Annotated in this window: 13 protein-coding genes and 1 pseudogene; 7 read left to right on the top strand and 7 right to left on the bottom strand. The window is 42.7% G+C overall.

Going from position 1 to position 12941, the window contains the following annotated elements:
- Positions 1-18: 18 nt before the first annotated feature.
- Together ODU55_RS02760 and gla are read right to left on the bottom strand one after the other, a co-directional pair.
- Positions 19-189: pseudogene (locus tag ODU55_RS02760) on the bottom strand (DUF853 domain-containing protein); the annotation flags it as partial.
- A gap of 103 nt (positions 190-292) precedes the next feature.
- Positions 293-1138 (bottom strand): aquaglyceroporin Gla, encoded by an 846-nt coding sequence (gla, locus tag ODU55_RS02755; RefSeq protein ID WP_398581796.1) that lies wholly within the window; start codon positions 1136-1138, stop codon positions 293-295.
- A gap of 138 nt (positions 1139-1276) precedes the next feature.
- Here gla and ODU55_RS02750 point away from each other — a divergent pair, with 138 nt between their 5' ends.
- Positions 1277-2077, top strand: coding sequence for a formate/nitrite transporter family protein (locus tag ODU55_RS02750; RefSeq protein WP_398581795.1), 801 nt, complete (start codon positions 1277-1279; stop codon positions 2075-2077).
- 34 nt (positions 2078-2111) lie between these two features.
- On the opposite strand, the gene ODU55_RS02745 is transcribed toward ODU55_RS02750, so the two are convergent.
- Together ODU55_RS02745 and ODU55_RS02740 are read right to left on the bottom strand one after the other, a co-directional pair.
- Positions 2112-2807, bottom strand: coding sequence for an LrgB family protein (locus ODU55_RS02745; protein ID WP_398581794.1), 696 nt, complete (start codon positions 2805-2807; stop codon positions 2112-2114).
- A complete protein-coding gene (locus tag ODU55_RS02740) occupies positions 2800-3180 on the bottom strand; it encodes a CidA/LrgA family protein (protein ID WP_099776734.1) in 381 nt (126 codons plus the stop codon). The genes ODU55_RS02745 and ODU55_RS02740 overlap by 8 nt, the downstream gene beginning before the upstream one ends.
- Before the next feature lie 293 nt (positions 3181-3473).
- Between ODU55_RS02740 and ODU55_RS02735 the strand changes: the two genes are divergently transcribed.
- The 3 genes from ODU55_RS02735 to ODU55_RS02725 are packed head-to-tail and all read left to right on the top strand — an operon-like array spanning position 3474 to position 5597.
- Positions 3474-3800 (top strand): PadR family transcriptional regulator, encoded by a 327-nt coding sequence (locus ODU55_RS02735; protein ID WP_002941094.1) that lies wholly within the window; start codon positions 3474-3476, stop codon positions 3798-3800.
- Positions 3787-4542, top strand: a complete 756-nt coding sequence (locus ODU55_RS02730) for a DUF1700 domain-containing protein (protein WP_104929954.1) — start codon at positions 3787-3789, stop codon at positions 4540-4542. The genes ODU55_RS02735 and ODU55_RS02730 overlap by 14 nt, the downstream gene beginning before the upstream one ends.
- A complete protein-coding gene (locus ODU55_RS02725) occupies positions 4539-5597 on the top strand; it encodes a DUF4097 family beta strand repeat-containing protein (RefSeq protein ID WP_398581793.1) in 1059 nt (352 codons plus the stop codon). The genes ODU55_RS02730 and ODU55_RS02725 overlap by 4 nt, the downstream gene beginning before the upstream one ends.
- 164 nt (positions 5598-5761) lie before the next feature.
- On the opposite strand, the gene ODU55_RS02720 is transcribed toward ODU55_RS02725, so the two are convergent.
- The 3 genes from ODU55_RS02720 to ODU55_RS02710 form a co-directional block, all read right to left on the bottom strand.
- Positions 5762-6970, bottom strand: coding sequence for an ABC transporter permease (locus ODU55_RS02720; RefSeq protein WP_398581792.1), 1209 nt, complete (start codon positions 6968-6970; stop codon positions 5762-5764).
- A complete protein-coding gene (locus tag ODU55_RS02715; protein ID WP_398581791.1) occupies positions 6967-7860 on the bottom strand; it encodes an ABC transporter ATP-binding protein in 894 nt (297 codons plus the stop codon). Before ODU55_RS02715 ends, ODU55_RS02720 begins: the two co-directional genes overlap by 4 nt.
- Before the next feature lie 121 nt (positions 7861-7981).
- Positions 7982-10441, bottom strand: coding sequence for a YhgE/Pip family protein (locus ODU55_RS02710; protein ID WP_398581790.1), 2460 nt, complete (start codon positions 10439-10441; stop codon positions 7982-7984).
- A gap of 127 nt (positions 10442-10568) precedes the next feature.
- Between ODU55_RS02710 and ODU55_RS02705 the strand changes: the two genes are divergently transcribed.
- From ODU55_RS02705 to ODU55_RS02695, 3 genes are all read left to right on the top strand, one after another.
- A complete protein-coding gene (locus tag ODU55_RS02705; protein ID WP_398581789.1) occupies positions 10569-11102 on the top strand; it encodes a TetR/AcrR family transcriptional regulator C-terminal domain-containing protein in 534 nt (177 codons plus the stop codon).
- Positions 11103-11185: 83 nt separating this feature from the next.
- A complete protein-coding gene (locus ODU55_RS02700; protein ID WP_398581788.1) occupies positions 11186-12169 on the top strand; it encodes an ATP-binding cassette domain-containing protein in 984 nt (327 codons plus the stop codon).
- Positions 12162-12941, top strand: coding sequence for an ABC transporter permease (locus ODU55_RS02695; RefSeq protein WP_398581787.1), 780 nt, complete (start codon positions 12162-12164; stop codon positions 12939-12941). Before ODU55_RS02700 ends, ODU55_RS02695 begins: the two co-directional genes overlap by 8 nt.

The raw sequence follows: 12941 nt of genomic DNA, 5'->3' as shown, positions 1-12941 counted from the left end.
CCCTCCCAGTTCCTCATCTTATTTTCCTTTTAACATCCCCATAATGCCACGAGTCACCACGTGCCCAACTTCCCGTCCGACCTGGCTCATCAGGTTCTTGGTAAAGCGATCCATCATGGAATCTGTTTTGCGACTAGCTGGCTGACTGGCTTTTTGTGCAGCTTTAGCCGACTCTTTTCCGATTTTTTCTAGCTTTATTGTAGCATAACTTTTAGGAAAATAGCAGAGCAGACAACTTTATATTGGATATGCCAAGAGAAAAAGAAAAACCCGACGAAACGGGTTCTCTATATTATAGATACAAGAATTTGAATAGTGCAACAGCGGCAATTGATGCGATAATTGGAGCACATACACCAACCCAAGCATACCACCATTTAGAATCCGATTTGTTCTCACCTAGGACTGATTTTGGCAAGAGATGGTGAACGATACGTGGACCAAGGTCACGCGCTGGGTTCAGACCAGGACCTGTTGGACCACCGACTGCAGCAACAAGTGCCATAACAAGGAAACCAATGCCTAAGTGAGCAACTGCAATTGAACCTGAAGTATATGGAGCAGTCATTGTCTCAGCGACTGTTTTATCATAGCCTTGTTCAATCAATTTACCAACCAACTCTGAACCAAAGAAATGTTTGGTCAAAGCAAGGGCACCGAAGAACAATACAAATGAACCAACGAACTCATTCAAGAAACCATTAGTTGTCGCAGCTTTACGGCTTTCTTTCGTTCCGTTATCAAGTGCACTGATAGTTGAGAATGAACCAAGAATATGGTTAGAATTTTCAGTTTTCAAGAAGTAAGGTTTATAAACTGCTACAACCACTAACTGACCAAACATTGCACCTAACAATTGGGCAACAATGTATTGAGCAACGTGAGCCCAAGGGAAGAGACCTGAAACAGCCAAACCAAGTGTGAAGGCTGGGTTGATATGGTTACCAGAAACGTTACCAAACATCAATGCTGGCATCATAACTGCCAAACCATAGCCAATCGCAATGAGAATCCAACCAGAGTTGTTTCCTTTGGTGCCTTTTAAATCAACGTTTGCAACAGTACCATTACCAATGATAATAAGGAGTGCAGTCGCTAAAAATTCAGTGATATATTTCACTGTCCATGTAACATCCATATTTTTCTTATATTTCCTTTCAAAAGTTAAATTTTTTTGGACAACAACCATTTTATCAAGTATAATAAACAAAGTAAAGCCATTCGACAAAAAGAAAACGTTTACTCAAAAAGTGGTAGATTCAATAAGGAGATTAGGATGGGAGCTAACCAAGAGACATTAATGTATACACTTGAAAAGAGTATCAAGAAAAAAGCAGATTTGTTTGAACACAGTTTTTCTGCCTACGCTGTACGAGCTATACTAGCCAGTCTTTACTTAGGATTAGGGATTGTCATTTCTCTTTATACAGCAGACAAACTCAACCATGTCGCAGAAGGACTCGGGAAGTTTAGTTATGGGTTGATGTTCGGTTGGGGGCTACTCATGATTTTATATATGAATGCCGAACTAGGAACATCCAACATGATGTATATGACAGTAGCCAGCCATCGAAAAACGATTCCTACTAAAACAGCCCTCAAGATGTTGGCAACCTGTATCCTTTTCAACTTTGTCGGTGCTGTCCTTGTTTGTTACTTGGTCTCACTGACTCTGCCTTATCAGCACGTTGATGCTCACAGCTACCTATTTGAAGCAACGGTGGCCAAGCTTTCAAAGACACCTTTGACTCAATTTATTGAAGGGATTTTTGCTAATATTGTCGTGAATATCGGCGTATTTACCTTCTTACGCATCAAAGATGACGCTGGACGTCTCATTTCCGTTATTTTCATCATCTTTATCTTTGCTTTCTTGGGATATGAGCACGTCATTGCGAACTTTTCACTCTTCTCCCTGTCCTTTTTTGCAAATGGTGGACCAGTTGAGGGAATGACTCTATTAAGTGTACTAAGCAATTTCCTCTTTTCTGGATTAGGAAACTACGTGGGGGGCGGTCTCTTTATCGGACTTCTTTATAGTTGGTTGAATAATCAATCCAGACTTTATGTAGACTAAAAAAACTACGGTTGGAATTCCAATCGTAGTTTTTTTATTGTAAGATAATCTGCGCAACTATAGGGCTAATCACCACATACATGATGCCTGTAATCCCAATAGCTAAGCCAGCCATCGCCCCTTGCGTATGCCCATATTTTATCGCTGTACCCGTTCCAATGGCATGCCCTGTTCCTCCCAAAGCAAGACCAACAGCTACCGGGTCTTCAATTTTTAGTAGCTTTAAAAAGACTGGGCCAAGAACACTTGTCAGAATCCCTGTTGCAACAACGACTACAAGAGTAACTGTCGCTATCCCTTGCATTTTATCAGTAATACCAACAGCCATAGCAGTGGTGACTGATTTTGGGAAAAGAGAGATTGCTAGAAAAAAATCCATTCCAAACCATTTGGCAATCAGGGCAGTAAAGACAGTATTGACAATACAGGCAAGGAAAATTCCCAAAAGAATACTTCGAATGTGATGTTTCATTAGATGGAAAGAACGATACAAAGGAATACCCAGAGCTACTGTTGAAGGCACAATAAGCATATTTAGATAGGACCCTCCTGCATAATATTCCTTATAGGAGATACCTGTCATTTTTAAAAAGACAATAATCAATCCTGTAGCTACCAACAGTGGGGTTGTGATTGGATGAGGAAATCTCCGATAGATCAGCATTCCAATTAAATATGCTGCAATTGATAACATAATACCAAAAATAGGATTTGAAAAAAGTTCAGTCATGATTTCCCTCCGTATCAATGTAGTCACCTTCAAACTTCTGCTTCACAAATTGAACAACAAAACCAATTACTAAGATATTTAAAAAAATGGCGCCTAAAATGACGATGAAAATAGGAAGTAAATAATCTTTAATTGCATCAAATCTCTCCATAATGCCCACCGCTGCAGGCAAAAAAAGAATGGTCATATTAGCCAGCAAAAAATTTCCAACCGTATGAATGTGGCGAAGACGAATCAATTTGAACTCTAGGGCTAAAAATAGGAGGATTAAGCCAATAATACTTCCCGGAATAGGAAGATGAAAAATAGTCGAAATAGCTTCCCCTAAAAATGAAAATACTAGAATAATCATAAACTGAACATATAGTTTCATCTTTACACCACCTTAAATACTACTAATCCATCTGAGGTCATTCTCTTTTAGTCCAGAAAATCCCTTAATGTTAGTACTATTATTAAGTTTACTACTCTGAAAATATTTTTCAAGGCTATAAAACGTTTACACATTAAAAATTTGTCTAAAGCTATTTTATTTATTTTGCACATAATCACTTGACAATTTATTTTTGTAGGTGTATATTTTATATATAGAAAAATTCTATATATACAACTGAACACTATATATCAAAACTGAACCTAACTAACAACAAAGGAAAGGAGCGTCCTATGCATTTTCCAGTCCCCGCAGTGCTGACAGAATTTCTCATCATGGCTATTTTGGAATCCGATGATTCTTATGGCTATGAAATCTGTCAGACCATTAAATTAATTGCCAACATCAAGGAGTCAGCTCTCTATCCCATCCTAAAGCGATTGGAACAAAGTGACTTTTTGACTACTTATTCCCAAGAATATCAGGGTCGTATGCGCAAGTATTATAGCCTAACTCAGTTAGGTCACGAAGAATTGGTCCGACTCAAAGATGATTGGGATACCTACACAACAACCATCAACGGTATTATAGAAGGGAGCGTCCGCCATGACAAGAACTGAGTACATGGAGCAGTTAGAAAAACACTTGAAGAAACTGCCCCACAAGGAATACTTTGAAGCCATCAACTTCTTCAATGAATACTTTGACGAGGCTGGACCAGAGCGTGAAGCTGAGATTATCGAAGAATTAGGATCTCCAAAGGAAGCTGCTAGCGAACTCATTAACAACATGCTCAATAAGCAAATCCAAGAGGAGAAGGATCAACAAGAACCTATTCAACTCAACTGGAAACTCTGGGTTGGTCTGGGAGCCTTAAGTATGACAGGTCTCTTCTCTTTCTTCCTACTCTTTATCATGGGAGAGTTTATCGGAGTCATTCCTCTGTTTGCGACTCTTATCCTCGGCGCCTTTTTCCTCGGTCGCTACTTCCGTAATTTTAGCCAAACAAAACGAACGCTCTGGTTGGCTATCCTAGCTGTCATTTCCCTGCCTATCGCCATTCCACTCCTAATCATTCTCCTAGCTAGTCTATTGGGATTGGTGGCGCTCATCTTGGCCCTCATCGTCGGTGCCTTTGTTCTGGGTGTCGGACTTCTCACCAGCGGTGGCTATCTGATTTGGGAGGCCTTTAGCCTTATGTCAGAAGGATTCAATATCTTCCTCATGGGGTTTGGCTCAGGTTTATCTTTGATTGGCGGAGCTATTCTCATCTACATCTTGACTGGATTTTTTGCCTACTGGTCTTGGCGACTGGTCAAGGCTTGCTTCAAATGGATCTTGAAACGAGGTAAACGAGCATGAAAAAGAAACTAACCATCGCCATTATTATCGGCTTTGTCAGCCTGATTGCAGGCTTAATTCTAGCTGGCATTGGATTTTTCACAGGAGGCGTAACCCGCTTGGAAGAGGTTGCTGCTCCGACGGAAGTCCATAAGACCTTCACAGATTTGAATACCATTAAAATTGACTTTATCCCCCACAGCGTCTATATCAAGGAGTCTAGCGATAGCAACTACCATGTGACCTATGCCAACTCCGACAACAATATCCAAAACCCTCTAAAACTCAGTGAGAAAGACGGCATCTTAACCCTCTCTGCACAGGAACTAGAATTTGCCATTGAGGGAATCATGCAGTATCTGGGAGAAAGCTTGGCCCAACGTCGTATCAATGTCTTCTCCGTCACCATTGAAGTGCCTAAAGGGAAGACACTGGATAAATTAGAGGGGCACAATCTCCACTTCTATGATTTTGGCAGTTTCACGATTGAGAATATCCATATCAAAGAGGCAAATCTGTCTGGTGGTGTCACTCTTGACAAGGTGACTATTGACAGCGGTCAGATTGAAGCAGGCTACTTCCAAGCGACACAATCCACTCTAAAAGATATACACATTAACCTACAGGGAAGCAACGTCCGCTTATCTGAAACCAGTTTGGAAAATGTGGCCATCGAGGGCTATAGCCAGCTGGATAGCAGACAAACGACTCTTCTTGGCGATAATCGTTTCACTCCATCCGACACCTACTCCTCTACGACATTTTTGGATGTGACGGACAAGAGTCTGGCAGATAGCAACTTGCTCATCACCAACCAAATCGACAAGAAAAAATTAGTAGAAGCCCAAGGTTACTACTATGAAGATGGGAATGATTTGGAAGAGATGTTCAACCAAGACCCATACTTAAAAGAACGACTAGGCGAAGTTGGTATTTTTACTAGCGACAAGTACACAAAATTCCCTGTCAAGACAGAAAACGACCTACAGACCCTAACCCTAGAAAACAAGAGCAGCAAGAACAATCTAACCCTTGAAGCCACCAACGCCACAATCAATCTAGGGACGCCAAAATAAGATCTCTTCAGTGAGTTCATAAAAAGAGGCTGAGCAAAAACTAAAAAATTCCCCCTCCGATTAAAATTTTAACAATCAAAAACAGCTTAGAATTAAGGTTCCTGATAACGCAATTCTAAGCTGTTTTCTATTTTTAAGACTTTCTGCCCAGCCTCTTTATTTGGTTATTTACTCGAAAATCCTTTTTTCAAGCTCTTCCAAAGACCGATATCATCTGTCTGCAGAATCAAGCCTGCATAGGATTTTCCGATAAAGTAGATCGCTGCTACTGTGCTAGCAATGAGGATAAGGAGGGAAAGTCCTGCTTCCAGACCATTTGCCCAGCCGTTGATGATGCGGATTGGCATGAAGAAGGTCGATAACAGTGGCACATAGGAGCCGATTTTGAGCAAGATAGACTCCTGAGCCTGCTGACCCAAGGTCATTGCCCCGATAAAGCCAATAATAATAGGGTACATGACTGGCTGGACGGCCTTATTGACATCTTCCTGACGGACCACCAAGGAGCCACAGAGGGCCGCAATGACAACAATCAGGACCAGACCAAAGAGGGAGAAAAAGAGAATAAACCAGTCAAATCCGCCCAAAACAGCCTGAGCAATAGGATTGTCTTGCATAGCGAGTAGGGCTAGACTAGCAAACTGGTAACTGCCTACACCACCAAGAGCATAGATGCCCAAGTGAGTGGCAATGACCATGAAAATCCCTAAAATCCGACCGTAGAAATAGGTCGATGCCGGCACACTGGAGAAGATAACCTCCATAATCTTGGTCCCCTTCTCACTAGCCACTTCCTGAGCAGTGGTCGAAGCATAAATCATGGTCAGGACATAGAGGAGGAAAATCAAGGCAAAGAAAAGGACAAATTTCCCAATTTTCTCATAGCCCTTGTTCTCAACCAACTGGACCTGATAGTCCGGTGTGCGAGCCAGTGTCGCCTCTTGCTGACTGGTCAGCTGGGCATCTTCTCTATTCAACTGGTCCTGAAGCTCTGTCAGGGTCTGCTGGATAGCCGTTTCTGTTTCTATACTTGGCAGTTCATTTCCATGATAGACGGCTGAGAGCTGACCGTCGCTTACGGTTACGATCAAATAGCCCAGCAAGTCCTCGTCCTTGAGGGCTTTTTTGGCTGCTTCTTCATCAGTGTAGTCTGAGGTCAGCCCGTCCAAGTCCTCAAAAGCCGACTGAACAGACGCCTCTTGACTAATCAGGGCAATCTCCTGACCACCTTGGTCCATGCTAGACCCCGTCAGATAACCGATTCCCAATGAAAAGAAAATCATAATAAAAGGAGCAAAGACCATAAAGACAAAGGACCAAGACTTGACCTGACGGAGATAGGTTTCCTTCGCAACTAGAAATAATGAGTTCATTCTGCCACCCCCGATTTGATTTTGAAGATTTCATCGATTGTCGGAGCTTGCTGGTCAAAGGTCGCCAGATAGCTTCCTCCGCTGATGAGCTGGAAGAGTTCTGGTCCAGCAGCTTCGTCGTCCAAGACCAACCGCCACTTGTCCTGATTGGTCATCTGAACAGACAGCACATGGGGCAGACCTTCCAGGCGTTCCCGTGCCACGTCGGACGAGATAAAGAGGCGGGTCCGACCAAACTGGCGACGGATTTCCTGAATACCTCCGTTGAGCACCAGCTGTCCGTCCTGAATCATCAGCAGTTGATCGCACAGTTCCTCCACATTGGTCATAACGTGATCAGAGAAAATCAAGGTCGCTCCCCGCTCCTTCTCTTCCAAAATCACACGTTTGAGTAGGGCCGTATTGACAGGATCCAGCCCAGAGAAAGGCTCGTCCAGGATAATCAGGTCTGGCTCATGAATCAGGGTGACAATCAACTGCACCTTCTGCTGATTCCCCTTGGACAGACTCTTGATCTTATCGGTCATCTTGCCCTTGACCTCCAGCTTTTCCATCCAGAGCGGCAGCTTTTCCGCCACCTCCTTGCTGGTCATGCCCTTAAGACTAGCCAGATACCGTACCTGCTCAAAGACGCTGAGCTTGGGCATCAGACTTCGCTCTTCTGGTAGGTAGCCGATTTTTTGGAACAAAGCTGGCGTGACTGCCTGCTGGTCCAGGATAATCTCACCCTCGTAGGTGACAAAGCGGAGTAAGGAATGGAAGAAGGTGGTTTTCCCTGCTCCATTTTTCCCGACTAGACCACAAATGGTTCCAGACGGAATAGTGAAGGAAATGTCCTTCAAGACTTCCTTGCTTCCGTAACTTTTGCACAAGTGACGAACTTCTAACATCTCAACCTCCTTAGAATTGATTGCTTTTATTGTACACCTTTTTGTTGGCATTGTAAATGATGCACAAAAAAGTAAAAAAATAACAGAACAGGAAACCTGCTCTGCTATTGTCCAAAAGAAACTAGTCCTCTGTCGGGCGATACATCATGAGACCAAGTCCCATAAAGCCCAGTAAAAAGAGGCTGAGGAGAAGGGATTGATGCCCGCTATCACCCACCATAGAAATGGTTTGACGAAGGCCTGAGACGGAATAGGTCATTGGGAGATAAGGTTGCACCACTTGGAAGAAGCGTGGGCTAAGTTCGATTGGGTAGGTACCTGCGCTTGATCCAAGCTGTAGTAACAAGATAATTAAACTTGCGAAGGATCCGAAACGATTGTTCCAACCCACCAAGGCTGTAACGAGGGCCATGAAGGTCCAAGAGGCTAGGAGGATTAATCCCAAGGTTGCCATTGGATGAGCCGGATCAATTCCAATCAAGCGAAGAACACCGTACAGAATCAATGCTGCTAGGCTGGCTATCGTACCATTCAGTAACAATTTCCCTTTAGCCCAATCCCAACGATTCTTGTAGGAGCGATTGTCAATGTGTTTGACAAAAATAACATTCGCTGACAAGGCAGCAACCATCAGTGCGACAGATACCATGTAAGGAGCCATTCCGACACCGTTGGTCTTCACATCATCTTGGTCACTGTGTTCCAAGGTGACTGGTTGAGAAACTGCTTGTGCATTTTTGTCTTCTACAGAGATGACTGATAGTTGTTGACTGGCTGAACTGAGTGAATTTGTTAATGTTTCACTACCTGTACGAAGATTGGAAATACCGCTTGTCAAGGTTTGACCACCACTAGCTAATTGATCTGCACCAACTATCAATTGCTGACTACCAGAAGCCAGCTGTCCTGAACCGCTGACAAGTTGACTAGAGTTAGCAGCTAAGGTTGCCAATCCTGATGTTAACTGGCCACCTCCTGATTGGATGCTACTATTATTCGCAACCAACTTAGCTCCACCCTCTGCTAATTGAGCAACACCTGCGGTATAGGCTGTCACCCCTGACATGAGTTGACTAGCTCCACTTGACAGTTGCGTTTGAAGTTGACTCACACCACTCGTCAAGGCTTGAGTTCCTGGTAGAACTTGTTGGTTCAAGGCGGTGTTGACCTGACTCAAGCCACTTGATAGGTTTTCAATGGCTGTTGTAGCTCCTGGCAATGCTTGATTGGCAGCCGTGTTGATCTGACCGACAGCTGATTGTAGCTGGCTCATTTGTGTTGCCATGCCAGAAAGACTTTGTAGGCTAGATAAGGCTTGACTGAGTTGAGACAATTGACCCAAAATCGTTTGGGCTGCTGTCATTGTTGTCGAAGGTGAGTTTTGAAGGGCTCCAACCAATTCAGCTTGCTGATCAGCTGTCAAGTTTTGATAGGTAGCCGTTGCTTGCAAAGCTTCAATGCTGGCTGTTTTATCAGCTTGGGCTGCAGTTAACAATCCTTGAGCCTGAGCCCCCATCTCCGTCAAGAGGCTAGATAGAGTAGTGGTATCTACTGCAACTCCTCCCATACTTGAGAGGCTATCATTTAATTGGTTGATGGCCGCTTGCAACTGAGGAAGTCCTGTCAATAAAGCCTGTATTTGACTAGACTGTTCAGCAGATAAACTAGTTGAACCAGCGAGTTGCTCCAATCCTGCCTGCAATTGATTGGCTCCTGTTACCAGTTGTTCAACCTGACTTGCTCCTGTTTGCAATTGTCCCACCCCAGCGATGAGCTGAGAGGAATTGGCATTTAATTGCTCTGCACCTGAAGCAAGACTCGCTACCCCATTTGTGTAGGTTGTTAAGCCACTGGAAAGTGTTTGACTTCCTGAAGCAGCCTGATTGACTCCATCTGTATAAGACACAACCCCAGTAGCCAATTGGTTTGCTCCTGTCACCAGTGATTGACCTGATGAAGATAAGGTAGATAGGCCTGATGATAGAGTCTGACTTCCGGTTTCTAATTGACTAGCTCCATCTGTCAATTGTTGACTTCCATCTGCTGCCTCAACCATGCCGTTTTGAATCTCTCCCATGCTGTCAAAAACAGCCGAGGTGTATGTTTCAGTAATCGTCTCTGAAACAGACGCTTTCAATTTTTCCATGGCTGATTCGCCCATCTTAGAAGCGACAAAGCTGTGACCTTTAGAGGTTTGGTAAGAAATTGTTAGTGGTTCAGGCTGATCCGTCAAGAGACTGGATGCTTTTTCTGATAAATCTTCTGGTAGGGTAATGACCATGTAATAGTCCCCTTCTTCCAAACCTTTTTCCGCATCTTTTTCTGATACAAAGTGGAAATCCAGGTTCTTGCTCTCATTCATATTATCCACCATATCATCACCAATGGTGAGGGTTTTATCTTGAAAGCTCGCCGACTGGTCTTGATTGACAACTGCCACAGGCAACTGGTCTAGTCGGCCGTAAGGGTCCCACATAGAGGTTAGGAAACTAATGTTATATAAGGCTGGGACACAGGAAACACCGAGAATGGTGATCAAGGTCATTGGTTTTTTGAAAAAATTCTTTACTTTTTCCGACATAAGAACCTCCTTTAGACATCCTGTCCAAAAACTGATAAAATATATTATACAAGTATCATTTTCAAAATCAAGTAATAAGAATCGTTTTTTAGACAATGTGTCTAAAAATGTATAAAAGGAGCAAAAAATGGGAACAGATAATCGGAAAGAACGGACACGTCAAGCCATTTTAGAAGCAATGGTGACTTGCTTAGAAACTAAAGGATTTAATGAGATTACAACCACCCACCTCGCTCAGACAGCAGGAATTAGTCGCTCTAGTTTTTATACCCATTATAAGGATAAATATGAATTGATTGACTCCTATCAACAGGGACTTTTTCACAAATTAGAGGCTATATTTGACCGTTATGATGGCAATCGCCAATCATTTTTCTTAGAAATCTTCGAATTGCTCTATCGTGAAAAATTGATTTCTGCCCTACTGACCCATAACGGAACTCAAGAAATCCAAAATTTTCTTATCAATAAAGTCCGACTTCTTGTTACCAATGATTTAGCTGAGCGTTTGGGAAAAGAAGATTTATCACCACTTGAAAAAGAATACAGCAGCATCTATTTTTCACATGCCTTCTTCGGTATCATGCAGGTATGGATAAAAAATGGAAAGCAAGAATCTCCTCAATATATGACAGATTTTCTAATCAAAATGTTACCGTAATCATTATTTTCTACCTTCACCCCCTTAAGAAATATGGTATAATAGCCTTATCGTGCAAACGTTTTCTTAAAGGAGATGATGAAATGATTCAAGCTGAACATCTATCAAAAACCTATTCCATCATAGATAAGGAAGTCGGTCTCAAAGGTTCTATTAAGGCCTTTTTCAAACCCAAGAAAAAGAAAATTCCTGCCGTCCAAGATATTTCCTTGCAGGTAGGAAAAGGAGAAATCATCGGCTATATCGGCTCCAATGGTTCCGGTAAGTCGACCACCATCAAAATGCTAACGGGAGTCCTCTATCCAGACCAGGGCTCAGTCCGAATCAACGGCCTCAATCCGCAAGAAAATCGCAAGGCTGTCAATAAGCAAATCGGAGTACTCTTTGGACAAAAATCCCATTTGGATTGGAACTTGCCTGTCCAGGAATCCTTTATCCTTCACGCAAAAATTTATGATGTCCCCGATGCGATTTTTAAGGAAAGACTAGCTGTCTTGATTGATTTATTGGACTTGGCTGATATTATGAAGCGACCAATCCGTAATCTGTCACTCGGCCAACGGGTTCGCTGTGAATTTGCGGCTATCTTTATCCACCAACCTGCCGTTGTCTTTTTGGACGAACCAACCATTGGCTTGGATGCCAGCGTCAAGGAGACCATTCGCTCCTTTATCCGCTATATGAATCAAGAATACCAGACCACTTTCTTGATTACTTCCCATGATATGAAGGACATTGAAAGCCTCTGTGAGCGGATTTTTATCATTGATAAGGGCAAGAAAGTCTACGATGGTTCACTGACCGTCCTCAAAGAACGCTTTTCCACAGTGAAAACCATTCTATTTTCCACAGAAAAGCCAATTGAAAAAGACTTGCAACTAGAAGGCTGGGAATTTGAACGAATAGATGACTTTCACTTTGAAATCCACTACCAAAGTAAGTTTTGGACCAGTGCCCAGGTGATTGAGCAAATCTTTAATCATTATTCGGTTGAAGATGTCACCATGAAGGAATTGGAAATTGAAACCATGGTCCGCCAAATTTATGAGGAGGGTATCCATGCGTAAATATCTCTACATGACCCGCCTGACCATGATGAATGCCATGCAGTACAAGGCTTTCTTTCTAGCGACTTTCGTTTCTCTGGCAGTGAAGATTTTAGTAGCTCTCTATGTCTGGAAAACCATTTTCTTCACTCAATCAGAAGTCAATGGCTTTACCCTTCAAACCTTTACTACATATATCATCTTTGCTAATCTACTAGCCAGTTTAAATTCTTTCTCACTCGGAGAAGATTTATCCTACAGCATTTTAAAAGGAAGTATTGCGGGGGAATTTCTCAGACCCTATTCCTTTATCCTAGCCCTCTTTTTCAAGGACCTTGGAAATAAGCTCTTGGAACTGATAAAATTTGCCATCGTATTTATCGGTATCTTACTTGTTCATCAAGATTTCTACCTGCCTGATGGCCAGACCATTTTGCTCTTTCTAGTCAGTTCGATTCTAGGGATGTTTATCGTTCAATTACTGGATATGGCTTTTGGCTTCTTAGCATTTTTTACGGTCAATGCCTGGGGAGTCATGCTCCTGCGGATGGGGCTTTTCAATCTGGCTTCTGGAGCACTCTTGCCACTCAGTTTTTATCCACAGTCTGTGGAAAACTTTTTGAAACTCCTTCCCTATAATTATGCGGTTAACGTTCCTGTTTCCATTTTACTAGGACAGGAAAGCGATCTAACAGCTTTGGGATTGCAAGTTCTCTGGATACCATTCCTCGCTCTCTTCATCGCCGTTCTTTGGTCTCAGGCTAAGCGCCGTATTGTCATTTTTGGAGGGTAA

The sequence above is a fragment of the Streptococcus sp. 2022WUSS037 genome, from assembly GCF_044427225.1.
Lineage (GTDB): Bacteria > Bacillota > Bacilli > Lactobacillales > Streptococcaceae > Streptococcus.
Note: the sequence above shows the minus strand (reverse complement) of the source record. Positions and strands in the feature narration are given on the sequence as shown.

Bases quoted from the DNA above. Each gene is read 5' to 3' on its own strand.
- gla (WP_398581796.1), bottom strand. From the start codon at position 1,138: ATGGATGTTACATGGACAGTGAAATATATCACTGAATTTTTAGCGACT.
- ODU55_RS02750 (WP_398581795.1), top strand. From the start codon at position 1,277: ATGGGAGCTAACCAAGAGACATTAATGTATACACTTGAAAAGAGTATC.
- ODU55_RS02745 (WP_398581794.1), bottom strand. From the start codon at position 2,807: ATGACTGAACTTTTTTCAAATCCTATTTTTGGTATTATGTTATCAATT.
- ODU55_RS02740 (WP_099776734.1), bottom strand. From the start codon at position 3,180: ATGAAACTATATGTTCAGTTTATGATTATTCTAGTATTTTCATTTTTA.
- ODU55_RS02735 (WP_002941094.1), top strand. From the start codon at position 3,474: ATGCATTTTCCAGTCCCCGCAGTGCTGACAGAATTTCTCATCATGGCT.
- ODU55_RS02730 (WP_104929954.1), top strand. From the start codon at position 3,787: ATGACAAGAACTGAGTACATGGAGCAGTTAGAAAAACACTTGAAGAAA.
- ODU55_RS02725 (WP_398581793.1), top strand. From the start codon at position 4,539: ATGAAAAAGAAACTAACCATCGCCATTATTATCGGCTTTGTCAGCCTG.
- ODU55_RS02720 (WP_398581792.1), bottom strand. From the start codon at position 6,970: ATGAACTCATTATTTCTAGTTGCGAAGGAAACCTATCTCCGTCAGGTC.
- ODU55_RS02715 (WP_398581791.1), bottom strand. From the start codon at position 7,860: ATGTTAGAAGTTCGTCACTTGTGCAAAAGTTACGGAAGCAAGGAAGTC.
- ODU55_RS02710 (WP_398581790.1), bottom strand. From the start codon at position 10,441: ATGTCGGAAAAAGTAAAGAATTTTTTCAAAAAACCAATGACCTTGATC.
- ODU55_RS02705 (WP_398581789.1), top strand. From the start codon at position 10,569: ATGGGAACAGATAATCGGAAAGAACGGACACGTCAAGCCATTTTAGAA.
- ODU55_RS02700 (WP_398581788.1), top strand. From the start codon at position 11,186: ATGATTCAAGCTGAACATCTATCAAAAACCTATTCCATCATAGATAAG.
- ODU55_RS02695 (WP_398581787.1), top strand. From the start codon at position 12,162: ATGCGTAAATATCTCTACATGACCCGCCTGACCATGATGAATGCCATG.